Origin of the sequence: Intestinimonas butyriciproducens, assembly GCF_016901775.1 — a bacterium.
Lineage (GTDB): Bacteria > Bacillota > Clostridia > Oscillospirales > Butyricicoccaceae > Pseudobutyricicoccus.
In genome coordinates, this window is record NZ_JACJKW010000025.1 from 1 (window position 1) to 26,272 (window position 26,272).

25 protein-coding genes and 1 riboswitch are annotated in these 26,272 nt (G+C 56.5%); of the genes, 11 read left to right on the forward strand and 14 right to left on the reverse strand.

What is annotated here, in order from left to right; all coding sequences use genetic code 11:
* A partial coding sequence (locus H6A25_RS11385; protein WP_204752243.1) for a hypothetical protein occupies positions 1 to 215 on the forward strand: 215 nt, incomplete at its 5' end.
* A 153-nt stretch (positions 216 to 368) separates the two neighbouring features.
* On the forward strand, positions 369 to 1,247 hold the full coding sequence (locus tag H6A25_RS11390) for a cation diffusion facilitator family transporter (RefSeq protein ID WP_204752244.1): 879 nt from the start codon (positions 369 to 371) through the stop codon (positions 1,245 to 1,247).
* 58 nt (positions 1,248 to 1,305) lie between these two features.
* Here H6A25_RS11390 and H6A25_RS11395 read toward each other — a convergent pair whose 3' ends face one another.
* The 4 genes from H6A25_RS11395 to H6A25_RS11405 form a co-directional block, all read right to left on the reverse strand.
* Positions 1,306 to 2,514, reverse strand: coding sequence for an MFS transporter (locus tag H6A25_RS11395; RefSeq protein WP_204752245.1), 1,209 nt, complete (start codon positions 2,512 to 2,514; stop codon positions 1,306 to 1,308).
* Between the two features lie 182 nt (positions 2,515 to 2,696).
* The gene (locus tag H6A25_RS12990; RefSeq protein WP_275951902.1) at positions 2,697 to 2,831 is read right to left on the reverse strand and encodes a hypothetical protein; all 135 of its coding nucleotides are present in this window, start codon (positions 2,829 to 2,831) and stop codon (positions 2,697 to 2,699) included.
* Positions 2,832 to 2,847: 16 nt separating this feature from the next.
* Positions 2,848 to 3,987: a sodium ion-translocating decarboxylase subunit beta gene (locus H6A25_RS11400; protein ID WP_204752246.1), complete on the reverse strand. Its 1,140-nt coding sequence runs from the start codon at positions 3,985 to 3,987 to the stop codon at positions 2,848 to 2,850.
* A gap of 124 nt (positions 3,988 to 4,111) precedes the next feature.
* The gene (locus H6A25_RS11405; RefSeq protein ID WP_204752247.1) at positions 4,112 to 5,128 is read right to left on the reverse strand and encodes an FAD:protein FMN transferase; all 1,017 of its coding nucleotides are present in this window, start codon (positions 5,126 to 5,128) and stop codon (positions 4,112 to 4,114) included.
* Between the two features lie 136 nt (positions 5,129 to 5,264).
* Here H6A25_RS11405 and H6A25_RS11410 point away from each other — a divergent pair, with 136 nt between their 5' ends.
* Positions 5,265 to 6,965 carry a glycosyl hydrolase family 18 protein gene (locus tag H6A25_RS11410; protein ID WP_204752248.1) on the forward strand — a complete coding sequence of 567 codons (1,701 nt, stop codon included), beginning with the start codon at positions 5,265 to 5,267 and terminating at the stop codon, positions 6,963 to 6,965.
* A gap of 51 nt (positions 6,966 to 7,016) precedes the next feature.
* Positions 7,017 to 8,051: a M42 family metallopeptidase gene (locus tag H6A25_RS11415; protein WP_204752249.1), complete on the forward strand. Its 1,035-nt coding sequence runs from the start codon at positions 7,017 to 7,019 to the stop codon at positions 8,049 to 8,051.
* Positions 8,052 to 8,123: 72 nt separating this feature from the next.
* Here H6A25_RS11415 and metK read toward each other — a convergent pair whose 3' ends face one another.
* Positions 8,124 to 9,305, reverse strand: a complete 1,182-nt coding sequence (gene metK, locus H6A25_RS11420) for a methionine adenosyltransferase (RefSeq protein WP_204752250.1) — start codon at positions 9,303 to 9,305, stop codon at positions 8,124 to 8,126.
* 102 nt (positions 9,306 to 9,407) lie between these two features.
* A riboswitch (SAM riboswitch) is annotated at positions 9,408 to 9,507 on the reverse strand.
* 195 nt (positions 9,508 to 9,702) lie between these two features.
* Between metK and ftsH the strand changes: the two genes are divergently transcribed.
* Positions 9,703 to 11,529 (forward strand): ATP-dependent zinc metalloprotease FtsH, encoded by a 1,827-nt coding sequence (gene ftsH / locus H6A25_RS11425; RefSeq protein WP_204752251.1) that lies wholly within the window; start codon positions 9,703 to 9,705, stop codon positions 11,527 to 11,529.
* A 39-nt stretch (positions 11,530 to 11,568) separates the two neighbouring features.
* Here the strand turns inward: ftsH and H6A25_RS11430 are convergent, their stop codons facing one another.
* Complete coding sequence (locus tag H6A25_RS11430; RefSeq protein WP_204752252.1) at positions 11,569 to 12,453, reverse strand: hypothetical protein; 885 nt, start codon at positions 12,451 to 12,453, stop codon at positions 11,569 to 11,571.
* A gap of 149 nt (positions 12,454 to 12,602) precedes the next feature.
* Here H6A25_RS11430 and H6A25_RS11435 point away from each other — a divergent pair, with 149 nt between their 5' ends.
* On the forward strand, positions 12,603 to 13,619 hold the full coding sequence (locus H6A25_RS11435; RefSeq protein ID WP_204752253.1) for a hypothetical protein: 1,017 nt from the start codon (positions 12,603 to 12,605) through the stop codon (positions 13,617 to 13,619).
* A 289-nt stretch (positions 13,620 to 13,908) separates the two neighbouring features.
* Here the strand turns inward: H6A25_RS11435 and H6A25_RS11440 are convergent, their stop codons facing one another.
* Both H6A25_RS11440 and H6A25_RS11445 read right to left on the reverse strand, forming a co-directional pair.
* Positions 13,909 to 14,346, reverse strand: coding sequence for a NifB/NifX family molybdenum-iron cluster-binding protein (locus tag H6A25_RS11440; RefSeq protein ID WP_204752254.1), 438 nt, complete (start codon positions 14,344 to 14,346; stop codon positions 13,909 to 13,911).
* On the reverse strand, positions 14,324 to 14,692 hold the full coding sequence (locus tag H6A25_RS11445; RefSeq protein WP_204752255.1) for a DUF134 domain-containing protein: 369 nt from the start codon (positions 14,690 to 14,692) through the stop codon (positions 14,324 to 14,326). Before H6A25_RS11445 ends, H6A25_RS11440 begins: the two co-directional genes overlap by 23 nt.
* A 183-nt stretch (positions 14,693 to 14,875) precedes the next feature.
* Between H6A25_RS11445 and H6A25_RS11450 the strand changes: the two genes are divergently transcribed.
* Entirely contained in the window at positions 14,876 to 16,708 is a 1,833-nt protein-coding gene (locus H6A25_RS11450; protein WP_204752256.1) for an NAD(P)-binding protein, read from the forward strand.
* Entirely contained in the window at positions 16,702 to 18,450 is a 1,749-nt protein-coding gene (locus H6A25_RS11455) for an NADH-dependent [FeFe] hydrogenase, group A6 (RefSeq protein WP_204752257.1), read from the forward strand. The genes H6A25_RS11450 and H6A25_RS11455 overlap by 7 nt, the downstream gene beginning before the upstream one ends.
* Before the next feature lie 69 nt (positions 18,451 to 18,519).
* Here the strand turns inward: H6A25_RS11455 and H6A25_RS11460 are convergent, their stop codons facing one another.
* Positions 18,520 to 19,053 carry a DNA topology modulation protein FlaR gene (locus H6A25_RS11460; protein ID WP_204752258.1) on the reverse strand — a complete coding sequence of 178 codons (534 nt, stop codon included), beginning with the start codon at positions 19,051 to 19,053 and terminating at the stop codon, positions 18,520 to 18,522.
* A 146-nt stretch (positions 19,054 to 19,199) separates the two neighbouring features.
* Between H6A25_RS11460 and H6A25_RS11465 the strand changes: the two genes are divergently transcribed.
* Positions 19,200 to 20,369 (forward strand): amidohydrolase, encoded by a 1,170-nt coding sequence (locus tag H6A25_RS11465; RefSeq protein WP_204752259.1) that lies wholly within the window; start codon positions 19,200 to 19,202, stop codon positions 20,367 to 20,369.
* A gap of 55 nt (positions 20,370 to 20,424) precedes the next feature.
* Here the strand turns inward: H6A25_RS11465 and H6A25_RS11470 are convergent, their stop codons facing one another.
* Positions 20,425 to 21,309, reverse strand: a complete 885-nt coding sequence (locus H6A25_RS11470) for a diacylglycerol/lipid kinase family protein (RefSeq protein WP_204752260.1) — start codon at positions 21,307 to 21,309, stop codon at positions 20,425 to 20,427.
* Between the two features lie 258 nt (positions 21,310 to 21,567).
* Between H6A25_RS11470 and H6A25_RS11475 the strand changes: the two genes are divergently transcribed.
* A complete protein-coding gene (locus tag H6A25_RS11475; RefSeq protein ID WP_204752261.1) occupies positions 21,568 to 22,854 on the forward strand; it encodes a replication-associated recombination protein A in 1,287 nt (428 codons plus the stop codon).
* A gap of 12 nt (positions 22,855 to 22,866) precedes the next feature.
* A complete protein-coding gene (locus H6A25_RS11480) occupies positions 22,867 to 23,883 on the forward strand; it encodes a hypothetical protein (RefSeq protein WP_204752262.1) in 1,017 nt (338 codons plus the stop codon).
* Positions 23,884 to 23,940: 57 nt separating this feature from the next.
* On the opposite strand, the gene H6A25_RS11485 is transcribed toward H6A25_RS11480, so the two are convergent.
* The 4 genes from H6A25_RS11485 to H6A25_RS11500 form a co-directional block, all read right to left on the reverse strand.
* Positions 23,941 to 24,138: a helix-turn-helix transcriptional regulator gene (locus H6A25_RS11485; RefSeq protein ID WP_204752263.1), complete on the reverse strand. Its 198-nt coding sequence runs from the start codon at positions 24,136 to 24,138 to the stop codon at positions 23,941 to 23,943.
* A 1-nt stretch (position 24,139) separates the two neighbouring features.
* The gene (locus H6A25_RS11490; RefSeq protein WP_204752264.1) at positions 24,140 to 24,430 is read right to left on the reverse strand and encodes a hypothetical protein; all 291 of its coding nucleotides are present in this window, start codon (positions 24,428 to 24,430) and stop codon (positions 24,140 to 24,142) included.
* A 92-nt stretch (positions 24,431 to 24,522) separates the two neighbouring features.
* The gene (locus tag H6A25_RS11495) at positions 24,523 to 25,056 is read right to left on the reverse strand and encodes a biotin transporter BioY (protein ID WP_204752265.1); all 534 of its coding nucleotides are present in this window, start codon (positions 25,054 to 25,056) and stop codon (positions 24,523 to 24,525) included.
* Complete coding sequence (locus H6A25_RS11500; RefSeq protein WP_204752266.1) at positions 25,053 to 26,054, reverse strand: biotin--[acetyl-CoA-carboxylase] ligase; 1,002 nt, start codon at positions 26,052 to 26,054, stop codon at positions 25,053 to 25,055. The genes H6A25_RS11495 and H6A25_RS11500 overlap by 4 nt, the downstream gene beginning before the upstream one ends.
* Positions 26,055 to 26,272: the final 218 nt, after the last annotated feature.

A 26,272-nucleotide genomic window follows, 5' to 3' on the forward strand; every position in this document is an offset into this window, starting at 1 on the left:
CTTGCACGCCGCCAATGAGGCGTAAAATCAGCTTTGCTGATTTTTGCTATGGTGTAACATCAACAGCAGTCGTTTTGCAGGCAAAACGACTGCATGCGCAGCATCCTGCCGCATATGTGCGGCAACTGTTGATATTATACCATAAAGATTTTTCTTTGTCCTTGTTCTCAGCCAAAAAATTGACACCATCCCGCCATTTATGTTATATTATATGATACATCAAAAAGCAGGGTCTGTTCAAAAGACCCGGGTTCTCCGGAACAGCGGCGCAGAATGCAATGCAGGCAATGACCGATAAGGCCATTGCTTTTTTTCTGTTTGCACCGCGGGCTCACACTTCTTTATTTTCTAAGGAGGCGCGCAGCCATATGTCTGAACACTACCAGAAACAAGCTTATCGGGTGTCTCTGTGCACCAGTGCTGTCAACGCCCTCTTGGCCGTCTTCAAACTGGCCGTGGGTTTTGTCAGCTCCTCTTCCGCCCTTTTGTCCGATGGCGTGGATTCCGCCTGCGATGTATTCAGCTCGTTCATCGTGATGATCGGCGTGAAATTTGCCAGCAAATCCCCGGACGAAGACCATCCCTATGGCCATGAACGCTTTGAATGCATCAGCTCCATTGTGCTGGCCCTGATCATCGCCGCTTCCGGCATCGGTGTAGGCTATGCCGCTTTGGTGAAGATCTTCTCCGGCTCCATGGAAGCCCCCGGCCTTCTGGCTCTGGCGGTGGCTGCTGTCTCCATCGCCGCCAAAGAATGGATGTTCCGCTTTACCCGCCGGACCGCCCGGCGCATCCGCTCCGATTCCCTCATGGCCAACGCCCACAACTACCGCTCCGATGTTTTTTCCTCCTGCGGTGTTTTCATCGGCGTGGCCGGCGCCCGGCTGGGCTTTCCCGCCCTGGATGCCATCGCTTCTCTGGTCATCTGTGTCCTCATCCTTCGTTCCGCCATTGAGATCCTGCTGGATGCCCTGAGCAAAATGCTGGACAGCTCCATTGACAAAGAGACCCTTACCCAGCTGCAGGAGCTGGTGCTCAAGCAGGACGGTGTGCTGGCCCTGGACGATATCAAAACACGCCAGTTTGGTTCCCGGTATTTTGTGGATGTGGAGATCGCCTGCGATGGAGACCTGTCCCTTCGCCAGGCTCATGCCATTGCCTCCCGGGTCCATGACGAGATCGAACATCATTTTCCCGAAACCAAGCACTGCCTGGTCCATGTGAATCCCTACGGGGAGGAACATTGATTTTTCTGAATAAAAAGACCTGTCTCCCATAAGAGACAGGTCTTTTTGTTTGTATGGTTTAGTTTGTCTTTTGGGATGCGGCCTGGGAAGATGCCGGAACCTTGACGGTTTCCGGTGCATCGGGCACAAAGAAGGAACCCACACAGGCCACCACAGCCACGCCTGCCAGGATCCACAGCACAGTGGGCAGGCCCTGGGCATCGCCCACCTTGCCCAGAATGGGAGAAACCACGCCGCCGAAGCTGGAGGCCAGACCCATGGTGATGCCGGAAGCCAGGCCCACATGGTTGGGAAGCAATTTCTGGCCCAGAGCCACAGAGGGGCTGAACGCCAGATTCAAGCACATCGCCAGAGGAATGAGCATGATCGTGGAGAGACCCACCCACCGGGAGAAGATGATCACCAGCAGGCAGGGGATGTACATTACCAGACCGGAGCGGATGACCCGGTTGAAGCCCAGCCGGTCGGCCAGACGGCCGCCGATGAGAGTGGACAGAGCGCCGGCAAAGGCGAGAATCGTAGTCGTGGTGCCGGAGCGGGCATCGGACTGGAGAAGCACACTCATCCAGAACAGGGGGATGAAGGTGGTCATGCCAATGGACAAAGTGGAACGCAGGAAGGTGACAGCGGTCAGCTTTCCAAAGCCTTTCCAGTCATCTTTCTGTCCGGCCGCCATCGCCGCTTTGGTGGCCCGAGCCCCCTCATTGGCAAAACCGGCCAGGGTCTTGGTCTGGGTCAGCAGGAAAGCGGCCATCAAAAAGGCAGGGACGGCCAGGATGGCCGTGCCCTTCAGGCCGAAGTGGGAGATGCCGAACACCGCCAGCATGGGACCCACGGCGCCACCCAGGTTGCCGCCCACAGAAAAATTGCTGATACCCCGGCCTTTGCGTTCGCCGGCCACATAGTTGGCCATGCGTCCGCCGTCGGGATGGAACAGGGCCGAACCGATGCCAGTGAATGCCACCGCCGCAAACATGGCCCAATAACTATTCAAAAATCCCAGCATGGAAATGCCGCAGCCCGACATAAAGATACCCAGGCACATCATCCAGGGGCGGGAGTGTTTGTCGGCCATGGAGCCGAATACCGGCTGGATCACCGAACCGATGCTGCTGAGGGCAAAGGTCAATCCGGCTGCCGAAGCCAGGCTGATCCCTTTCTGAGCCACCAGAAAGGGCAGGATGGCCGGCAGAGCGCCGCCGCTGATGTCGGCGCACAAATGGCCCAGCATCATAATGATGCCGTAGGACTCGCGTTTGAGTTTCATTGCTTGTTCCTCTCCTCTTTTCTGTTGCACTGCCGCCGCAAACCCCCGCGGCGGTTTATCTGCTACACTCTATTGTACCAGAATACGCCCCCCGGCACAAGAGCCGGGGCATCTTTGCCATTTTTGTACAGTATGTGGACAAATCCCCGGAGCACCATGCGCTCCGGGGATCAGAAACCGTTTTAACCTTTTTTATGGGTGCCGATGTAAAGGGCCAGGATCATGATATAAATGATCATCATCACAACGAACACCGCGGCCATGCCCTGCCACATCAGCTGAAGGGTCTGGCTCACCACATGAAAATCCACATTCATCCTAAGCACCTCTTTCTTACAGCAGCATGCCAGGCACCAGGCCCAGAATCACGCCGCCCACAATAACCGAACCGATCTGACCGGCCACATTGGCTCCCACCGCATGCATCAGCAGATGGTTGGTGGGGTCTTCCTTCAGACCCATCTTCTGGATCACCCGGGAGGACATGGGGAAAGCCGAAATGCCGGCAGCGCCCACCATGGGATTGATCTTGTTTTTGGAAAACAGGTTGATGATCTTGGCAAACATACAACCGGCCATGGTGTCAAACACAAAGGCCACAACACCCAGAGCCATGATCATCACCGTCTGCACATTGATGAAGCTTTCGGCCTTCATGCTGGCAGAAATGGTGATGCCCAGCAGCAGAGTGATCAGGTTGGCCAGCTCCTTCTGAGCGGTCTGGGAAAGGTTTTCCAGCACACCACACTCACGGATCAGATTGCCGAACATGAGGAAGCCCACCAGGCTCACCGAAGCGGGGGCCACCAGACCGGCCACCAATGTCACGCCGATGGGGAAGAGCAGCCGGGTCATGCGGCTGACACTCTTGGGCTCATAGGGCATGCGGATCCGCCGTTCTTTTTTGGTGGTGCACAGCTTAATGGCAAAGGGCTGGATAATGGGCACCAGAGCCATATAGGAATAGGCCGCCACAGCAATGGCGCCGATGTACTTACTGCCCAGCACCAAGCTGACCAGAATGGAAGTGGGGCCGTCAGCAGCGCCGATGATGCCGATGGCCGCCGAATCCACCAGGTCAAAGCCCAGCAGAGAGGCCACGGTAATGGTGAGAAACACACCGAACTGAGCCGCCGCACCGAAAAGCAGCAGCTTGGGGTTGGAAAGCACCGGTCCGAAATCGATCATAGCGCCGATGCCGATAAAAAGCAGCAGAGGCATGGCTTCCGAGGCGTGAATGCCCACTTCAAAGAGCCAATCGATGATTCCTTCTACCTGACCGGCCCCTTCCATGGTCTGGGTAAGCACCCCGGACATGGGAATATTGACCAAGATGGCGCCAAAGCCCATGGGCAAAAGCAGCGCCGGTTCCATTTCCTTCTTCACCGCCAGCCAGATGAGCAGGCCGCCGATGACATACATCACCACTTGCTGCCAAGTGATGGAGAGGATCCCTTCTGTTAAAAAATCCATACCTCTTCTCCAATCCTTTTGTTCTTTCCGTCCTATTTATAAATAGGAGCAGCGCTCTTGAAATTTTACCATAAATATGCCCCTATGTCAAAATTTATACGGTAAAGTCTGTGTAAAATCCCTTTCATTTTTCCTCGCTGCGGAGCACCTGGCCATCCAGCGTCACCAGAATGGCCTGCACCCCTTGCAAGCGGGCAAATTCCAGTGCCTCCTCCGGCTCCATCAGGAACAAAGCGGTGGAAAGACAGTCGGCCAGTGCACCATCGTCGCAGATCACCGTGGCCGACAGCATCCTTTGCGCAGGATAAAGGGTTTCCGGGTCGATGATATGGTGATACCGCTTTCCATCCACGGTATAAAACCGCTCATAGCCGCCGGAAGTGACCACCGCCTGGGATGTGATGGTCACCGTATCAATGAGCTCTCCGGCCTGCTGAGGATCTTCAATGCCCACGCTCCAGCCCTCTTTTTCCGGCGGCGCTCCCTGGGCCTGTACATTTCCGCCGGCGGAAATGACGAAATTTTCATACCCGCTTTCCATCAGACTCTCCGTCACCCGCTGGACGGCAAAGCCCTTGGCCACCGCCCCCACATCCAGGGACATCTGGCTGTCCAGCAGCTGAGCGGTGCCCCCTTCCTCATCCAGCACCAGATCTTCGATACGGCAGTGCTCCGCCGCCTGGGAAAGCTCCTCCCGAGAGGGCAGCCGGGCCTTTTCCGGCTCCTGGGCCGCCTGCTCTCTCAAATCGTGCCAGATGGACAGCACACGGCCCATGGCCACATTCACCACGCCGCCGGTCCTGTCGTAGCACTCCCGGGCGAACAGCAGCAACTCCATCACCTCCGGCTCTACCTCCACCGGCCCCTGCCCGGCCTTTTGGTTCAGCTGGTACAGGCCGGTGACTCCCTCATAAGGCACATAGATGTCATAGAGCCGGGACAGGCGGAGCAGTTCTTCTTCCGCCTGGGAAAAAAGCCCGTCAAATTCCTCCTGGGAAGCGCAGTAGGCCGTTACAATTACCACCGTGTCAAAGGCTCCATAAAATTCGCCGCTGTATCGCTTTTCTCCGCCGCAGCCGGACAGCATCCCCAGGCAAAGGGTCAGACACAGCAATATTCCAATGATTCTTCGCAGTTTCAATTTGGTATCCTCCATGGACCTGGGGCCGGTTTTTCCGGGAAAAAGGGAAAATTTTCGCCGGATGATTGCGTCCGCCCCCGTTTTGTGGCATGATTGTATTGTACATAGCCACGCCTTTTCCTGCAAGGAGGTACCCATGAAATTTTCACTTGCATCTTTGCCAGGCCGTCTGCTGGCTCTGGCTCTTTGCCTTTCTTTTGTCTTTCCCCTCTGCCCTGCCATTCAGGCTGCGGCCCAGCCCTTTTCCGATGTGCCGGAAAACAGCTTTGCCTATGAGGACATCCTCTTCCTCCGGGAACAGGGGATCACCCAGGGCATCGGGAACAATGAATACGGAACCTATCTCGCCTTCAAACGCTGCGACTTTGTGCTCATGCTGGGACGGCTGATGGGCTGGGATCTGTCCCAGGCTCCCAAGGCCTCCGATGTGCCCCAGGATCACTACGCCGCCAGTGCGGTGGCCGCGGCCGAAGATCACGGACTGATCGAAAACACCGGCTCCTATTCCTTCCGCCCCGACGATGCCATCACCCGGGAAGAGATGGCCGTGATGCTGGTGCGGGCTCTGGGCATTTCCTCCCAGGCCGAAAGCAGCCTTGCCGCCCTTTCCCTGAACAATCCCTTCCTGGATCTGTCCCCTTCCCAAAACCCGGATACTTTCTACGGGGTGCGCATCGCCTATGACCTGGGCATCATCCAGGGACAGACGACAGAAACCCCCACCACTTTTGATCCCAAAGGCACCGCCACCCGGGAGCAGACCGCTGCGATGATGATGCGGTTTTATCGTGTGTCCCAAACCGATCTTCCGGAGCTTCACGGTTTTTACGCCATCTCTTCCTATTCCCAAAAGGATAAGATCGCCTCTCTCACTTCCATGACCACCGGCTGGAGCCGGATGGAATATGGGGAAACTGGCCCTTGGCTCAATACCACTTCTGCCGGAAACAACGACTGGGCCGTGCCCGCCGGAAGCCAGGAGATCGTCGATCTGGCCAAGGAGTCCCAGGTGTCCCTGCTGCTGGGAGTCTACCTGGATCTGAGCCAGACCTATGAAGGGTCCACTCAGGCTTCCCTGATCCTCTCAGAGGAAAACCGGGAAGCTGCCGTGGAGGCCATCCTGGATTTTCTCCGGGAGAATCCCTCCTACCAAGGGGTGACCATCGACTTTGAAGGCTTTGTTTCGGAAAGCTACAAAGCTCCCTTCACCGCTTTTCTCACCCTTTTGCGCCAGGAATTGAATGAAACTGGCTCGTACTTGTTGTATTGTGCCCTGCCTCCCATGGAAAACTACCGTGGCTACGACTGGCGGGCCATCGGAGACATTGTGGACAAAGTGATCCTCATGGCCCACGATTACGACCCCAATACACTGCCGGATTATCTCCAGACCGATATCCCCCAAACGCCCCTGGCCCCTTTCAACAAGGTCTACCAGGCCCTGCTCCAGATCACCGATGAGCAGACCGGCGTACAGGACAAAAGCAAGGTGCTGCTGGCCATCTCCTTTGGCACCACCCGTTGGGAATATACCGACATCACCTTCTCCGCTACGGCCAAAACCTCCAGCTATGAGGCCATCCGCAACCGGCTCCAGTCCGGTTCCTCAGAATATTATTTTGACGAAAGCTCCCAAAGCCCCTACCTTTATTATTACGACGACAGCGACGGCACCTACAATGTGGTCTGGTACGAAAATGCCGACAGTGTGCAGATGAAATGCACCCTGGCCCGGGCTTTCGGCATCGGCGGCATCTCCCTGTGGCGCCTGGGCCTGGTTCCGGACGAGGATGGACTCCACTTGAATGTATGGGACACCATCCGGAACGAATTTTGATACAATTTGTTGTTTCTTTAAATTTATATACAAAAAGGAGCGAATTTTAGTATGGACAAGAAGTATGTAGATTACATGGTGGAACAGACCCAGAAGCTGCTGGCCATCCACAGCCCCACCGGCTACAATCAGGAAGTGCAGCAGTATCTGCGGGAAGAGCTGGGACGCATCGGCTATCCGGAGACCACCGGCCCCCGCCGTGGCGGCGTGGCCTGCTGCCTGGGCGGCGAAGGCAACCCCATCACTCTCACCGCTCATGCCGACACCCTGGGCGCCATGGTCCGGGCCATCAAGGACAACGGCACTCTGATGATCACCCCCATCGGCGGCCTGAACCCCAACAATGTGGAAACCAGCAATGTGGAGATCATCACCAAGTTTAACGGCTCCTATTCCGGCACCATCCAGGTGGAAAACGCCTCCACCCATGTAAACCCCCATGTGAACGATCCCCGCAGCTTTGATGAAAACATCGAAGTGGTCATCGACGAGGATGTACACTCGGCAGAAGATGTGCTGGCTCTGGGCATCGAGACCGGCGACTTTGTCTGCCTGGATCCCCGCACCGTTGTCACCAAATCGGGCTACATCAAAAGCCGTTTTCTGGACGACAAGGTCTGCTGCGCCATTTTGCTGGCCTATGCCAAGTATGTAAAGGAAGAAAAGGTACAGCTGAAGCGTCAGGTGTGGGTGCAGTTCAGCGTGTATGAAGAGATCGGCACCGGCGGCGCCACCCTCATTCCCCGGGATGCCCACGACATCATCGCCGTAGACATGGGCTGCGTGGGCGAGCTGCAGGCTGGTACCGAGCGGAAGGTTTCCCTGTGCGCCAAGGATTCCAAGGGCCCCTACAGCTATGAGCTGCTGAAAGAGCTGGCCCTGGCCTGCAAGGAAAACGGCGTGGATTATGCCGTGGACACCTATTTCCGCTATGGCTCCGATGTGGAAGGCAGCCTGGTGGCCGGCTACGACGCCCGGCATATGACCATGGGCCCTGGCGTTTATGCTTCCCATGGCTACGAGCGCACTCACATCTCCGCTCTGGAGCAGACCTTCCAGTGCATCCGCTTCTACCTGGAAAAGTAATTCTTCCATACAGCGTAAAAAAATCCCGCACCTTTGAAAAGGCGCGGGATTTTTTTCCAATTTCAAAAAGGCTTAGACGCCACAGGCTTTTTTCAGCTCGTCCACCTTGTCGCACTTCTCCCAGGTGAACTCCGGCTCATTGCGGCCGAAGTGACCATAAGCGGCGGTTTTCCGGAAAATAGGACGGCGCAGATCCAGATGGCGGATGATGGCAGTGGGGCGCAGATCAAAGCACTGACGCACGGCCTGCTCAATCTTTTCCACCGGCACAGTCTCGGTGCCGAAGGTCTCCACAGCCACCGACACCGGATGGGCCACACCAATGGCATAGCTCAGCTGCAGCTCACACTTTTTGGCAAGACCTGCGGCCACGATGTTCTTTGCCACATACCGGGCCATATAAGCGCCGGAGCGGTCCACCTTGGTGGGGTCTTTGCCGGAGAAGGCGCCGCCGCCGTGACGGGCATAGCCGCCGTAGGTATCCACAATGATCTTCCGGCCGGTCAGTCCGCTGTCGCCGGCCGGGCCGCCGGTGACAAACCGGCCGGTGGGATTGATATAGTACTTGGTATTCTCATCCAGCAGATTCTGGGGAATGGCTTCTTTGATGACATGCTCCATGATGTCCTGGCGCAGTTTTTCCATCTCCACTTCCGGGCCATGCTGGGAGGAAACCACCACAGCGTCCACCCGGGCAGGAACACCGTCCTGGTACTCCACTGTCACCTGAGCTTTTCCATCGGGGCGGAGATAGGGCAGAACCTTCTCTTTGCGCACCTGGGTCAGCTGACGGCACAGCTTATGGGCCAGCATGATAGGCATGGGCATCAGCTCAGGGGTCTCGTCGCAGGCATAACCGAACATCATGCCCTGGTCCCCGGCGCCATTGTCCTCTTCCTGCTCCGCCTGGCTTTTGGCTTCCAGCGAACGGTCCACGCCCATGGCGATGTCGCTGGACTGCTCGTCAATGGAAGTAACGACGGCACAGGTATCGCAGTCAAAGCCGTACTTGGCCCGGTCATAACCGATCTGGCGCACCACTTCCCGGGCGATGCGGGGAATATCGGCATAGCAGCTGGTGGTGATCTCGCCCATCACATTGACCATGCCGGTGGTGCAGGTGGTCTCGCAGGCCACCCGGGCCTGAGGATCTTTTTCCAGAATGGCGTCCAGTACCGCATCGGAAATCTGGTCGCAAATTTTGTCAGGATGTCCCTCGGTCACCGATTCCGAGGTAAAGAGTCTTTTTTCCATGGATATGCTTCCTTTCTTTGTTTTTTCATAGCGTCCAGGTAGAGCCGATGCCTGACAGGCAAAAAAAGCGCCCCGCCAGGCGGAGCGCAATCAGTCGAAGGTCCCTCATCTCTCGATACACTACCGCCGGATTTGGCACCTTGCAAAAAATGCAGGTTGCCGGGCTTCATCGGGCCGTTCCCTCCGCCACTCTCGATAAGGCTATGAAGTTTTTACTTTCTGCATTATATCAGTTTTTTCCCCATTGTCAATCCCCTATGGCATGTTCCAAAAATGTGTATCTTTTCCGTAAACATTTCTTTTTTCCTCTCGACATTGCCTTTCCCCTTGATTATAATCAAGGAAAATATTGATTTTCAAACCTTCAGGCCCAGACCTGACCAAGGAGCGTGAAACGATGAATCCCACTTCCCAGAACGGAAAAAAGCCGGAAGGCCCCAAACGCCTGCGGCGTTCGCTGATCTTTTACTATGTGGGGCTTTTGCTGGCGGTGATTCTGCTGAATCTGGCATTCAGCCAGGACCCGATCCAGATCGATTACAGTGATTTTGTAAAAATGCTGGACGAAGGCAAAGTGGCTGTGGTACAGCTGACCCAGGACGAAATCGCCATCAAACCCAGCGACAAAAATGATCCCAACATCTATGTCACCGCCGATGTGGGTGATCCTCAGCTTACCGACCGGCTGCTCAACAGCGGTGTCCAGTTCGGCGGCGTTGTACAGAAAGAGCTGCCTGCGGGAGTATCCATGCTGCTCAGCTTTGTGGTGCCCTTTGCCCTGATGGCGCTGCTGGGCACATTGATGTTCCGCATGATCGCCAAAAAAATGGGTCCGGGCAACGCCATGTCCTTTGGCAAGAGCAACGCCAAGGTTTATGTGGAAGCCCAGACCGGCAAAACCTTTGCCGATGTGGCCGGACAGGATGAAGCCAAAGAAGCCCTTCAGGAGCTGGTGGACTTCCTCCACGCCCCGGAAAAATACAGCAAGATCGGCGCTCAGCTGCCCAAAGGCGCCCTTCTGGTAGGCCCTCCGGGCACCGGTAAAACCCTGCTGGCCAAGGCAGTGGCCGGCGAAGCAGGCGTCCCCTTCTTCTCCATCTCCGGTTCGGAATTTGTGGAGATGTTCGTGGGCATGGGCGCCGCCCGGGTGCGTGATCTGTTCAAACAAGCCCAGGAAAAAGCCCCCTGCATCGTCTTTATCGACGAAATCGATACCATCGGCAAACGCCGGGACTCCACCATGGGGGGCAACGATGAACGGGAGCAGACCCTCAACCAGCTGCTCAGCGAAATGGACGGCTTTGACGGCAGCCGGGGCGTGATCATCCTGGCGGCCACCAACCGCCCGGAATCTCTGGATCCTGCTCTGCTGCGCCCCGGCCGCTTCGACCGGCGCATCCCGGTGGAGCTGCCCGATCTGGAAGGGCGCATGGCCATTCTGAAAGTCCATGCCAAAGATGTGCATGTGGCCCCTGGCGTGGATTTCGGCGTGATTGCCCGGGCCACCGCCGGCGCTTCCGGCGCAGAACTGGCCAACATCATCAACGAAGGTGCTTTGCGGGCCGTGCGCTGCGGCAGAAACCAAGTGGAACAGCAGGATTTTGAAGAAGCGGTGGAAACGGTCATCGCCGGTTACCAGCGGAAAAACTCCGCCATCAGCGAAAAGGAAAAACAGATCGTGGCCTACCATGAGATCGGTCATGCCCTGGTGGCCGCCAAGCAAAAGGACAGCGCCCCGGTGCACAAGATCACCATCGTTCCCCGTACTTCCGGCGCTCTGGGCTACACCATGCAGGTGGATGAACAGGAGCGGAAGCTGCTCAGCCGTGAAGAGGCCCTGGCCAAGATCGCGACCCTCACCGGCGGCCGGGCCGCCGAGGAACTGATCTTCGGCACCGGTTCCTCCGGCGCTTCCAACGACATCGAGCAAGCCACCAAGCTGGCCCGCACCATGATCACCCGCTATGGCATGAGCCCCCACTTTGACATGATGGCTCTGGAAACGGTGACCAACCAGTATCTTGGCGGAGATACCTCCCTTACCTGCTCTCCCTCTACCGCTGCAAAAGTGGATGAAGAGGTGCTCCAGGTGATCAAAAGCTGCCATGCCAAGGCTTCGGAAATCCTGTCTCAAAATGTGGAAAAGCTCCACGCTCTGGCGGCCTATCTTCTGGAAAAGGAAACCATCACCGGAGAAGAGTTCATGGCCATTCTCAATCAATAAAAAAAGATGCCCTCAAGGGATTTTCCCTGAGGGCATTTCTTATTTTTCCTCTTTCCTATTTTTCAGGCTGTTTTGTTCATCAATCTCCCGCTGAAATTCTTCTTTTGTTTCCTGCTGTACCGTTTGCCGCAGGCCGGAAACCCGGGAACGGAACTCCACCGGGGTGAGGTCCGTGGCAGGCATGGCGGTGGCCACCCATTTCATCCGGCCCAGGCTGCTGTCCAGCAGCATAAAGGGTTGAAACAGGGTGAACAGAAAGGCGTGCAACACTCCCAGCCTGGAAATGCGGAAACAGAACAGCAATAGAAGCATGGCCCCCAGCAAACCATAAAGCATGGGGCGCGCCAGGCCCAAAAGGATCAAAAGCAGCTCTGCCACACTGGCTGCCATATTCCATACACTGCTCATGTCATAACCCTTTTCCTGGGCCAGCCGCAGCCGGACAGGGAGATAGAGCATATTGCACACCAAAGAGACCAGCAGTACCCCCAGCACGGCCAGCAGGGGCCCCCAATGCCATGCGCCTTCTCCCTGGCTCCGGCCCTCATAGCCGAAGTAGCGGGCGGGAATGACGCCCCAGCTTTCATCCCATCGTGCTTCTTTCAGCCCTGCCTGAATCACCAGCAAGGATACGGCCAGATAGGCCAGGATCACCAGACACAGCAACGCGAAGACGATCCACCGTCCGGGCACCTCCATTACTTCCCTATCCTGGAAATAAAACCCCAGGCTCAGGAGGAAATACACAGCAGAGGCCGCCGACAAAAACAGCAGCAAAGCGACGAAGGGACCGTGGGCCGGCTGAATCATACTGAAAGAGCGGGTCACCTCCCACAAAAACAGAGAAATCCCGCCCCACAAAAGCACAAAAAGCAAACTGCCGGGGAAAAATCGCCGGGAACCTATCATACTGCTGAACAGCATCCGAATCCCTCCTTTTATATTATATTTAACTCCTTTTATTTTTATATTGATCATTCTTCTTGACCACTTCTTTTTGTTGTGATATTATAATAACATAAAACTCTATTCCATGTCAATTCCCGGTAACATGCACAAAGGAGGGTTTGATAATGAAAAAACACACAGGACTTCTTTTCCTTTTGGCCCTTCTGCTTCTTTTAGCCCCAGGCTGCCGTCAGGAGAAGGGAGAAAAGACTTCCAATGAACAAAAAGAAGATGTGCAGCAGGAACAAACAGACGAAAAAGATGGCGAAGAAGAAAAAGTCCCTACCCTCACCGCTCTGCCCACCGGAGAAGAGCGGATGGGGACTCTGCAAAATCTTTCGGAAGAAGGGCGCAGAGCCTATAACGATCAGATCTATGCTTTGCTCAATGAGTGTTCCTCCCAGGACATTCAGGACGGTCTGAAAAAAGAGCTGGAAACATGGAGCTCCCAGGTGGAAGGCGTCACCTTTACCGATGTGTCCATCGAAGTCTATCAGGACCCGCTGCTGGTACAGGATGGTACTGACAAGCGGCAATATCGGAATATAACATCAAACATCCAACTTTTCTATGACCCCACCTCGATAGACGGGGAAGAGAAGCAAGTGATGGAGCCGCTTTTGGAAGAGGCCCGGCAGATCATCCGCCAAAGCCCCTATTCCCTCCGGCTTGATACCACCTGGTTGGCTTTCGTCGACCAGGACACCGACTATCCCAACTACACCATGGACAATGTGAGCTGGGGCACCAATGATGCAAACGAGCCTGCATCTCCCATCTCTCCGGAGGAGCAGACCCTGCAAACCCTGGCCTATGAAAAGATTGCCGCCTTCAACGGCCAGGAATTTTCCGGAGAAAACTACGAAATGCTTCCCTATTCCATTGTGTATCTCTATCGATTCGGCGTGACCCAGGACTCCCCGGTGCTGGAATGTGAAGTGCGTATCCAGGAACAAAACAGCGATGATCCCCAGGTCTTCGCTCAAAAGCTGGAGGCTCTGGCCCAGGAGCTGGCCGATGGATGGATGGGTGAAAGTGCTGCGCTGGACACCCTGGGGATCACCACCGCCCGGATCACCTTTGATCTGCGCTATTCTTCCGGCGATCCGCTGATCTATGAATTCCCCTTGGGCGGAGTATAACCATCCCATACACAAAAAAGGAGCCATTTGGCTCCTTTTTCGAGTCTTTGCAAGGGGCTGACGGCGAGCCGCCGCTCCCATTTTTTCTTTGCTCCGGTAGGTTGTATACGCCCGGGCAAAGAATGTTTGCTTGCAGGGTCACCCTGCCCTTGATAGGTGCAAAAAGCCACGCACAGGTCGCGGCTTTTTGCGGATTGATGAGGAGTAGGGCGAAAGGGCCTCTTACACGACAGAGGGTTTTCGGCAGTCTAAAAAGGAGCCATCCGGCTCCTTTTTTCTTGCAGAACATTTATTTTTCACAGTGGTGGCCGCAGCCGCCCTGATGGTGATGACCACAGTGGTGCTCTCCCTCTCCATGGTGATGATGGCCGCAATGATGATGCTCCCCTTCATGGTGGTGATTGCAGGTGGCCTGGGCATTCTGCTTCAGCTCTCCTTTGGCCAATGCCTGAGCGGCCTGATCTGCATCCCCCTGAATGCCGGGATAGACCTGGATGCCTGCCTGAGCCAAGGCTGCCTGAGCCCCGCCTCCGATGCCGCCGCAGATCAGAGTCTCCACCTGATGCTCTTTGAGAAAAACCGCCAGAGCGCTGTGTCCGGCGCCGCCGGCATCCACCACGGTTCCTTCATCCGTCTGACCGTTTTCCACCTGATACATCTTAAACTGCTGGGTTTTGCCAAAGTGCTGGAACACCTGGCCGTTTTCATAAGTTACTGCGATTTTCATGGCAAATCTCCTCCTTTTTACAATGGGCCCGTCGGCAGGAATGGCCGCAGCCCCCTCCGTGGGGGCACACTTCCACCGGCCCGCCTTCAATGACCAACCGCCGGCCTTCCACCAGAAAGGCGGCCAGCTTCCGCCGGGCACTTTCATAAATACCGGTGACGGTGGGCCGGGAAATGCCCATCTGCTGGGCGCACTGCTCCTGGGTGTAGCCCATGTGATCCATCAGACGAATGGCTTCAAATTCATCCACCGTCATCCGCAGTACCTCTCCCCCGCCCTCCTCCGGTGCAAACCGGCAGCGCTGAGGCATGGCGCATACCCGGCGGCACTTTTGCGGCCTCGGCATCCCCGCTCCCTCCTTTTTTCTGACTTATGTCAGATATATCCTACTCCTGTTTTAAACATATGTCAATATCTTTCCGTGATATTGTGAAAAAGCAATCAATGCTTTCCCTTTGAAAGAATTATTGTTATAATACTTATAGACGCATCACAGGAAAGCGGCTCAGGCCGCAAAGGAGGAAACATTGTGAGCAGATTAAATATCAACACCCCCAACGCCGCCCAGCAGGTGGTAGAGGGGCTTTACCGTGATGTGGAGCGGCGTATCATCGCCAGCCCTCCGGGGCTGTGTCCGGTGGACCTTTCCGCATCCTTTCTGAAAATGTGCCATGCCCAGACATGCGGCAAATGCGTACCCTGCCGTGTGGGCCTGGGGGCTCTTGGCCAGCTGCTGGAAGATGTTCTGGATGGCAAAGCCACCCTGGAAACCATCGACCTGATTGAGCGCACCGCCCGAGCCATCAAAAATTCGGCCGACTGCGCCATCGGCTTTGAAGCGGCCGACATGGTGCTGCGGGGCGTCATCGGCTTCCGGGATGACTATGTGGAGCACATCGTCAACCGCCGCTGCCTTTTGCAGCTGAACCAGCCGGTTCCCTGCGTGGCTCTGTGCCCCGCCGGCGTGGACATTCCCGGCTATGTGGCCCTTGTGGGCGAAAAACGCTATGGCGACGCGGTGCGCCTGATCCGCAAGGACAATCCTTTCCCGGTGGCCTGTGCCCTGGTGTGCGAACACCCCTGCGAAGCCCGCTGCCGCCGGAATATGATCGACGACAGCATCAACATCCGGGCCCTCAAGCGCTACGCGGTGGATCACTGCGGCGAAGTCCCCGCTCCCCCCTGCGCTCCCAGCACCGGCAAAAAGGTGGCCGTGGTAGGCGGCGGCCCCGGCGGACTGAGCGCTGCCTATTTCCTCTCCCTCATGGGGCATAAGGTGACGGTGTTTGAAAAGCGCAAGCGCTTGGGCGGTATGCTGGCCTATGGCATCCCCAGCTACCGTCTCCCTGCCGAACGGCTGGAGGAAGACATTCAGCACATCCTGTCCACCGGTGTGGAAGTGGTACATACCGAAGTGGGCACTGAACTTCCCCTGAAGGATCTGCGGGAAAATTATGATGCCATGTACATCGCCATCGGCGCCCAGACCGACAAAAAGATGGGCATCGAAGGCGAGGACAAACGGGGCGTGATGAGCGCTGTGGAAATGCTGCGGAACATCGGCGACGACCTGCGTCCCGATTTTGCCGGCAAAAAAGTGGTGGTCATCGGCGGCGGCAATGTGGCCATGGACTGCACTCGCTCGGCCAAGCGTCTGGGGGCGGAAAGCGTCACCTGCGTCTATCGCCGCCGCCAGGCCGATATGACCGCTCTGCCGGAAGAGGCCGAAGGAGCCATCGCCGAAGGCTGCGAGCTGGCTACCCTGATGGCTCCGGTTCGCATCGAAGCCGACGAAGAGGACAATGTCACCGCTCTGTGGGCCCAGCCCCAGATCGTCGGTCCTATGGATTCCTCCGGCCGGCCCCGGCCCCGAAAAGCCGATGCTCCCGAAGTGCGCATCCCCTGCGACATCGTGGTGGTGGCCATCGGCCAGGGCATTGAAACCCAGCCTTTCGAAGAGTACGGCGTGCCCATCAAACGGGGCGTCATCGAAGCTCTCAGCTCCAGCGACATCGAGAATTTCAACGGCATTTTCGCCGGCGGCGACTGTGTCACCGGCCCGGCTACCGTCATCCGCGCCATTGCCGCCGGCAAGGTGGCCGCTGCCAACATCGACGAATACCTGGGTTTCCATCATGTCATCACCTGTGATGTGGAGATCCCCGCTCCCCGGCTCTCCGACCGGCCTGCCACCGGCAGAGTCAATCTCACCGAACGGGTGGCCCAGGAACGGCAGAAGGACTTTAAGCTTTTGGAATGCGGCATGACCGAAGAGGAAGCCATGCAGGAATCCCATCGCTGCCTGCGGTGCGACCACTTTGGCTACGGCGTATTCAAAGGAGGGAGAATCAAACAATGGTAAATCTCACCATCGACCATATTCCGGTGACAGTGCCCGAAGGCACCACCATTCTGGACGCAGCCCGCTCTGCGGGCATCCACATCCCCAGCCTGTGCTATCTCCGGGGCGTCAACGAGATCGGCGCCTGCCGGGTGTGCGTGGTGGAGCTTTGCGGCATGGACCGGCTGATGCCTGCCTGCAACAATGTGGTGGAAGAGGGGATGGAAGTGCTCACCTCCAGCCCCAAAGTGCGGGAGACCCGGCGGATCAATGTGGAGCTGCTTCTGTCCCAGCACGACTGCCATTGCGCCACCTGTGTGCGCAGCGGCAACTGCTCTTTGCAGACCATCGCAAATGATCTGAACATTCTGGACCTGCCCTTTGAAAAAAAGGTGCCTGAAACCCGGTGGGATCGTTCCTTCCCCCTGTTCCGTGACGCTGCCAAGTGCATCAAATGCATGCGCTGCATCCAGATCTGCGACAAAGTGCAGACTCTGAACATCTGGGATGTGGCCGCCACCGGTTCCCGTACCACGGTGGATGTATCCCTCAACCGGAAGATCGCTCAGGCCGACTGCTCCCTGTGCGGCCAGTGCATCACCCATTGCCCGGTGGGCGCTCTGCGGGAGCGGGATGATACCCGCCAGGTCTTTGAGGCTCTGGCCGACCCGGAGAAGATCACTGTGGTGCAGGTGGCCCCTGCGGTGCGCACTGCCTGGGGCGAGTTTATGGACCTGTCTGCGGAACAGGCCACGGTAAAACGCATGGTGGCCGCTTTGCGGCGCATCGGCTTCGACTACATCTTCGATACCAATTTTGCCGCCGATCTCACCATTATGGAAGAGGGCAGCGAATTCCTCCAGCGGCTGAAAAATCCTGGCGCCTTCAAAGCCCCTATGTTCACTTCCTGCTGCCCCGGCTGGGTGCGGTTCCTCAAATCCCAGTATCCCGATATGGTCTCCCAGCTGTCCACCGCCAAATCCCCCCAGCAGATGTTCGGCGCGGTGGCCAAGAGCTATTATGCCCAGCTTCTGGGAGTTGACCCCAAAAAGATCTATTCGGTGTCCATCATGCCCTGCCTGGCCAAAAAGCAGGAAGCTGCCCTTCCCACCATGGACAGCGCCGGAGCCGGACCGGATGTGGATGCGGTGCTGACCACCAGAGAGCTGAGCCGGATGATCCGCTCCGAACACATCCTCCCCGCCGAGCTGAAAGAAGAAGAGTTCGACGAGCCCTTGGGCGTAGCTTCCGGCGCAGGGATCATTTTCGGCGCCACCGGCGGCGTCATGGAAGCGGCCCTCCGTTCGGCCTATTACCTGGTCACCGGCAAGAACCCTTCCCCCGATGCCTTCCAGGATGTGCGGGGTATGGACGGCTGGAAGGAAGCCACCTTCCACATTGCCGACACCCCCATTCGGGTGGCCGTAGTCAGCGGCCTGGGCAACGCCCGGCGGCTGATCCAGGCTTTGCGCCGGGGCGAAGTGCAGTATGACTTTGTGGAAGTGATGGCCTGTCCCGGCGGCTGCGCCGGCGGCGGCGGACAACCCATCCACGACGGCCAGGAGCTGGCGGAAAGCCGGGGAGAAAAGCTTTACGGTCTGGACGCCATTGCCGATCTGCGCTTTTCCCATGAAAATCCTTCGGTGCAGCGGCTGTATAAGGATTTTCTGATCCGTCCCCTTTCGGAAAAAGCCCACCATCTGCTTCACACCGATCACACCGCCTGGGAAATGCCTCTCTCCCCGGATAACCAGAAAAACTAAAAACATCAGGGCGCCTTCCACAGAGAAGGCGCCCTTTTTTATCGCTTGTTATAAAATATGCGGCCACTTTCACATCCGTTCCTGCTGCATCCTTTCTTTCTTCGCCTGTTCCATAAAGGCATCCAGCTGACGCTGGTTTTTCAGCACAACGGTTTTATCCTGGTATTGCTTCACCGTTTTCCGGAATCGGGCCAGACGGCGGGGTGTGCGTCCCTGCCACAAAATCCAGAAAACAAACTCCCCATCCAGCTTTTCCGGGCAGCCAGGGGCGATGCTTTCCCGGGTGCGGCCCCGGTAAGTGCGATACCGCTTCCAGGCCCTTTTCAGGCAAGTGAGGCGAGGAAAATTCATATAAATCAACTGATCGGCTTCCTCCACCCTTGTTTCCCAGGCCATCCCCCGATAGTTCCCTTCGATGATCCAGCTGTCCTGCTCCATGAACTGCTGGGCCAGAGCCCGGCTCTCTGCCATCTCTCTCCGCTTCCATCCCTCTTCAAAAGCGATCACATCCAAATGGAGCACCGGCGCACCATACAGCTCCCCCAAAAAAGCGCCCAAAGTGGATTTTCCGCTGCCGCTATGGCCGAAAATGGCGATTTTCATCTTCACGCCCCCTTTGCCCTGATGATACCATGCCTCTTTCTCCGGCGCAATGGCGCTCTTGACGAAAAAGAGGGAAAAGACTACTATGAATATAAGATTTTACCGTCCTTTTAAAAAAGCGGCAACAAAGAAAGGGGAAATGCATCATGCTGGCTATCACCGGCGGCAAACTGGTCACCATCACCCAGGGCATCCTGGAAAACGGGGTCATTCTCATTGACGAGGGAAAAATCATCCAGATCGGAGAAAATATCCCGGTGCCCGAATCGGCCCAGGTCATCGATGCCCAGGGCTGCTGGGTCACCCCCGGCCTGATCGATGCCCATACCCACATCGGCACCGGCAACGAACCCTCTTCTTCCGGCAGCACCGGGGATTTCAACGAAACCTCTTCCCCCATCACGCCCCAGGTGCGGGTGATGGATTCCTTCAATGCCCGGAATATGGGCGTGGCCGCCACCCGGCAGGCAGGCTTCACCACCTGCTGCACCCTGCCCGGCTCGGCCAATCTCATCGGCGGCACCGGTTTTGTGTTCAAAACCCGGGAAGGACAAGTGGTGGAACAGCTTCAGATTCCCGGCCACGAGGTGATGAAGTTCGCTCTGGGGGAAAATCCCCGCCGGGTCTTTGGACAAAAGGACAAAATGCCCAAGACCCGCATGGGCAGCGCCGCCCTTTTGCGGGAGACCCTGTTTCACGCACAGGAATACGCTCGGGCCAAGGCCGCGGCCCATGGCGATCCCGCCAAGATGCCCCGTCCTGATTTCCGGCTGGAGCCCCTGGTGCCGGTGGTGGAAGGAAAAATGAAATGCCGCATTCACTGCCATCGGGTGGATGACATCGCCACCGCCATCCGCATCGCCAAGGAATTCCATCTGGACTACGCTCTGGAGCATGTAACCGAAGGATGCCTGATCCCTGAACTTCTGAAGGAAGAGGATGTGTTCTGCACCATCGGTCCCATGATGACCGGCCCTTACAAAGAAGAGGTGTGGAACCGGAGCCTGACTACCCCCGGCAAACTGGCCCGGGCCGGCGTCAAGGTGTGCATGACCGCCGACAACGGCGTTCTGACCAAATATCTGCCGGTGCATATCGGCCAGTGTATGGCCGCCGGTCTGCCGGAAGCCGATGCCTTCCGCAGCGTCACCATCCTCCCGGCCCAGCTTCTGGGAATGGAAGACCGGATCGGGTCTCTGGAAGTGGGCAAGGATGCCGACATCGCCATCTTTGACGGCCATCCCTTCTGCAACTTTACCCACTGCACCCATACCATCATCGACGGCGTGGTCTACGGCCCTCACGCCATGGCCTGATCCCCGCCCAGCAAAAAAGCCGCCAGAACGATCCGGCGGCTTTTTTATTTGTCCATTATACCCGCATTCGCAAAGCCTGGGGACGCACGGCGATCTCCACCTGGGTGACATCTCCGCCAAACTCCCCATCCAGAGTCCAGGCGGTCTTTTTCGGGAAGGTGAAACGAACCTGGCTGGCCTGTGTCATCGTCATAAACTCGTTGTCAAAATCCCGGGCCAGCAGCTTGCCTGCCAAGGCGTTCAGCTCCAACACCGACTGGGGCGCCTTGATGAGCAGCACCTCAAACTGGCCGTCGTCCAGCATGGTGTCCACCTTGCCTGCCATGGAAAATCCGCCGATATAATTGGTGTTGCACACAGTGCCGAAGATATAGTCCTCTTCCAGCACTTTCCCGTTGACCTCCACCCGGGCCGGGTAGGTCTGGCCAATGGGAAGATTTTTCAGCCCTTCCATGATATAGGCCAGATGGCCCATGGAGTTTTTGGTGCTCTGAGGCGTGCTGTAGGACACGGCGGCAAAAGCGCCGAAGGCCGCTACATAGTTGAAATACTCGCCTCCAAAATTTCCCACATCCAGCACCTTGGTCTCCCCCTCCAGGATGGTGTCCAGTCCCCCTTCCAGGGTTTTGGGAAGGCCCAGGGAATTGGCATAATCGTTGGTGCTGCCCACCGGCAGATACCCCAGCTCCGGCGGGTTGTCCCAGGCCAGAAGGCCATTGGTGGTATGATGAAGAGTACCGTCCCCACCGCAGCAGACCACCAGATCGATGCCCTCCACCCCCCGGCCCCGGAGGATCTCCCGAGCGCCCAGACCTTCCTGGGTGGGATAGACGATCACCTCATACCCACCACGGGAAAATCGCTGGATGATCATATCCAGGTTCCGGGCAATATGGGCCCGTCCCGCTTTGGGATTGTACAGCAGCAGCATTTTTTTCATAATATGGGTCACTCCTCACCATCCCCATTCCGGGGAAACAGGCGGCTTTATCTGGGCCGTCAATGAAATCTTTTACCATCATATCAGATAAATGTGAACAAGAAAAGACTATTTTGCCGATTCCTGTCTTTGTTTTCTCCTCCTCCATTGCGCGATATGGGAAAACAAGATATAATTTTTCTATTGTGAAGCATCCGGCAAATCATCGCGCCGCCGGGCTTTTCCCCTTCGGCCGCTGCGCGGCGGCACAGGTGAAACATGGACAAACCTCTGGCAGACCGTCTGCGCCCCCAATCCCTGGACGATGTGGTGGGCCAGCGCCATCTGATCGGTCCCGACGGCATTCTTCGCCGCCTCATTGAAAATGGGCACATTCCCAATATGATCTTCTACGGCCCCTCCGGCGTGGGAAAAACCACTCTGGCCGGCATCATCGCCCGCCAGACCAACCGGAAGCTCTACCGGCTCAATGCCACCACCGCTTCCCTCAGCGATATCAAAGCCATTGTGGATGAGCTGGACACCTTTCTGGCGCCCCAGGGGGTGCTGCTCTATCTGGACGAGATCCAGTATTTCAACAAAAAACAGCAGCAATCCCTGTTGGAATTTATGGAAAACGGGAAGATTACTCTCATTGCCTCCACCACAGAAAATCCCTATTTTTATGTATACAACGCCATTCTGAGCCGGAGCACCGTCTTTGAGTTCCAGCCGGTGACGGCAGAGGATGTGGAGCAGGCGGTGCGCCGGGCCTTCTCCCTGTGCGCCCGGGAAAGCCACATCAAGATCTCCCTGGAAGAAGGGGTGATCGGCCACATCGCCCGGGCCTGCGGCGGGGATGTGCGCAAATCCATCAACGCGGTGGAGCTGTTGTTTTCCGCCGCCCAGGAGGACGAAGAAAGCGAAAGCCTGTTTGTCAGTCTGGAAGATGCCCGTCAGGTGACCCAGGCCTCTGCGGTCAAATATGACAGAGATGGAGACAGCCATTACGACATCCTTTCCGCTTTCCACAAATCTCTGCGGGGCAGCGATCCCGATGCCGCCCTTTACTATCTTTCCCGGCTGCTTCTGGCAGGGGATATCCCCTCAGCAGCCCGCCGGCTTCTGGCCTGCGCCAGCGAGGATGTGGGACTTGCTTATCCCCAGGCGGCGGTGATCGTCAAAGCCTGTGTGGATTCGGCTTTGCAGCTGGGGCTTCCGGAAGCCAAATTGCCCCTGGCCCAGGCCGCTTTGGTCATTGCCACCGCTCCCAAATCCAACTCGGTCTCTTCGGGCATTGCTGCCGCCTGGAGCGACGCTGATAAAAATGCCTATGACCCGCCGGAGCACCTGCGGGATGCCCATTATCAGGGTGCACAGAAACTGGGGCACGGCACAGGCTATCGCTTTCCCCATGATTATCCCAACCACTATGTACCTCAGCAATATCTCCCCGACCTGCTGAAAAACGCCCATTACTACACCCCTGGCCCCAACAAAATGGAGCAGCAGACCCAGGCTTATTGGCAGAAGGTAAAAGGGCAGAATGAATCATACCGGAAATAGGGAGGTATCCCCATGAAACTGCCCAAATCTCTGGAACATTTTTCCCAAAAGCACAATTTTACCTGGGACGCTAACGCCAACCTGCTTTATGGAAGCTGGCAGGGCTACTATTTCACCATTGTCCAGAATCCTTCCGGCCGCCCCACCCACACCATTATGCTGTCGGTAGGGCAGCCCGACGGACGGCCCTCTCCGGCTCTGTCCGCCATCCTGGGTAATTTGCAGCCTGATTATAAATATCTCACCGATTTCTCGACGGATGGCTACCAGGTAAAAGCTTCCTTCCAATGCCGCTTTGCCCCTCAGGTGAAAACCTATATCCAGCAGATGGAGGAATTTATCGACGCTCTGTGCATGAGCCTGCAAAGCGCCAATCTTGTGAATTGCTGCCAGAAATGCGGCAGTCCGGAGGGGGTTTCCTCCTGTCTTGCAAACAGCAATCCCCTCCTTCTGTGCCAGAACTGTCGGGAAATTGCCACCCAGCAAATCGCCCAAAAAGCAGGTGAAATGAAAAAGCGCCGGGGCAATTTCCTCTCGGGCGCTGTGGGGGCCATTCTGGGCTCCCTTCTGGGCGTGGCCGCCTGGGTGCTGGTCTACCGCCTGGGATATATCGCCGCCATCGTGGGCCTTATCATGATCGTCTGCACCTTCAAAGGGTTTTCCCTCTTTGGCGGCAAACTGAACCTGCCGGGCATCCTTTTCTGCACCGTGCTTTCGGCGGCTATGCTCTATGTGGGTGAGCAGGTGGCCATCGCCTGGGAGATCTACGACATCTTCCGCACCGATTTTTCCGTTACCTTTTTCCAAGCCTATCAGTCCATCCCCACCTTTATGGAATACGATGCATTCCGCCGGGCGGTTATAGCCGACATGGCCTACGGCTATCTCTTCATGGCCGCCGGCGGCTTTTCGGTGATCTGGAGCACCTATAAGCAGCACAATGTTCCCCCCACCCTTCAGGTGCTGGAAAGCGTTACCCCTGCCCCTTCTGATCCCACCCTTTCTACTGAAAATACCGGGCAGCAATAACCGGATACATACAAAAATGGCGTGACTTTTGTCACGCCATTTTTGTATAGAAACCGTTTAGGATTCCTTGGGTATAAACAATTCATCCACCGTCAGCCCCAGCTCCCGGGCCAGACGGAACGCCAATGACAAAGTGGGATCATATTTATCATTTTCAATGGCATTGATGGTCTGGCGGGAAACCCCGCACCGTTTGGACAATTCTTCCTGAGAAATGCCTTTTTCTTTTCGTTTGTTCCGAATCACATTCTCCATATCAACCGCCATACCTTTTCTTCTCAACCATCAGTGTGACAAAATACACCATCGCCACCACGCTGAGATGGATAAAGGGGTTGACAAGGACGGCTTCACCCTTGATCAATGCTTCCACGATATCGAAAACCAACATCAATACAGCGACCAGCAAAGTGAAGGCACTGGTTTTCCACACGATCATTTGCTTGCGCTCATCGCCCGGCCTGAGCATGGAAACCACCATGGCCAGATCCAAAAAAATCAGTACCAGCAAAAACGCAAGAAACACAACCAGCATGGCCTGCTCCATAAAGATTCCCCTTTCGCTCTGAAAATGTCAAATTCTTTTTACACTTTGAGTATAAGGAATCTCCGGAAAAATGTCAATAGTTTTTGACACTTTTAAAATTTTCCCAAAGCCAACGGCTTTTTCATGCGTTGGGCCAATGCCAGAGCAAAGACAGCCTTGCAGGCATCCAGGGGCACAAAAGGAAGTACGCAGGAAACCAGGGTTTCCCTCAGCCCCACCTTTCCCAATGCCATATACCACACCGAGCCAGCTCCATAGCACAAAAGCAGGGACAGCAGAAGCCCCAGGGCCAGAGGAATGATCCCCCGAAACCGGCGGCAGGACAACGAAGTCACCCAAGCCATCACCGGGAAAATAAACAAGAACCCACCGGTAAGTCCGAAAAGCACCCCGGCGCCGCTGGCAAACCCGGCATAGACCGGCAGGCCGCAAAGTCCCAGAGCCAGATAGACACACTGGCTGGCCAGGGCCCACCCCGGCTCCAAAAAAATGCCGGTGAGATAGACCCCTACCAGGGACAGAGTCAACGGCACCCCTCCCGGCAAAGGAATGGCGATCTGGGAACAGACCGCCATCAAAGCAGCCATCAAGGCACAGGTTGTCAGTTTCTTTGTTTTTTCGCTCACGATTCTTTCCTCCAAACTTCTTGACCAGGACGGATACTCACTTCTCCGGACTGGAGATGCCGCTGGGTTCTGTCCTCCTTTTCCACTACCAGGCCGCAGCTGTCGGAAATGGCGATCACCTTTCCCTCCCAGGGTTCATTTTCCATCACCATCACCCGATGCCCCACCAAGGGACAGCGGCGGCGATATTCCTCCAAGGTCTCTCTGGCGGTACACAGAGCCGAAATGGCCCCCATTTTTTCCACCATAGCCGCAGCAAAACGGCCCCGGGTCAGCCCTTGGGGCAGATTTTCCCGATAGAGCGCACCGGCGATCTGCCGCAGCTCCGGCGGAAAGCCTTCGGCCCCTTCCAGCAGATTGACCCCGATGCCAACGATAATATATTCCGGCATTCCGCTTTCCAGATCAATGGCTCCTTCGGTCAGAATACCACAGATCTTCTTTCCCCGGAGCATCACATCGTTGACCCATTTGATCTGGGCCTGAAAGCCGCATACTTCCTCCAGCACCCGGCAGATCTGCACCGCCGCCGTGGTGGTCACCCGGGCGCTTTCCTCCGCGGGAAGCTGGGGCCGCAGCACCATGCTCACATAAACACCGCCCTTGGGAGAAAAGAAGGAACGGCCCCGACGGCCTTTGCCCCCTTCCTGCCGGGCAGCTACCACCGCTGTGCCTTCCGGCGCTCCTTTGGCCGCCAGTTCCCGGGCTGTGATGTTGGTGGATTCCACCGTATCATACACATGGATCAGACTCCGGTCACACCCTTGGGGAAGCCAGGGCTCCATGGAGGCCAGCGTGAGCACATCGCTCCCCTCCAGCAGCTGATAGCCCTTGTTGTTGACCCCCTGAATCTGATGTCCTTCTTTTTTCAGCCCTTCCATGGCCTTCCACACCGCTGCCCGGGAGATCCCCAGCCGCCTGGCCAGCTCCTGCCCTGACAAACTCTCGCCCCGGTTTTCTTCCAGCAAAGCCAGCAGTTTTTCCTTTGTGCTTTCCATCCCATTCCCTCCGTTCTCTTTCCAGTATACCAGCCCTTGGCATATTGTCAACTATATTTTTTATTCAGGTTTACATTAAAACCAAAAGAAGCCCTCTCCCGCCAAGGACTGAACTGCCCCATCTTGTGCGGACAGTACAAAAAAGCCCCCTGGCAGGAAATATTAAGTTTTTAGGCGGAGAGGCGTCGCGCCAGCGGCGCCTCTCCCGTTTTTAGCTG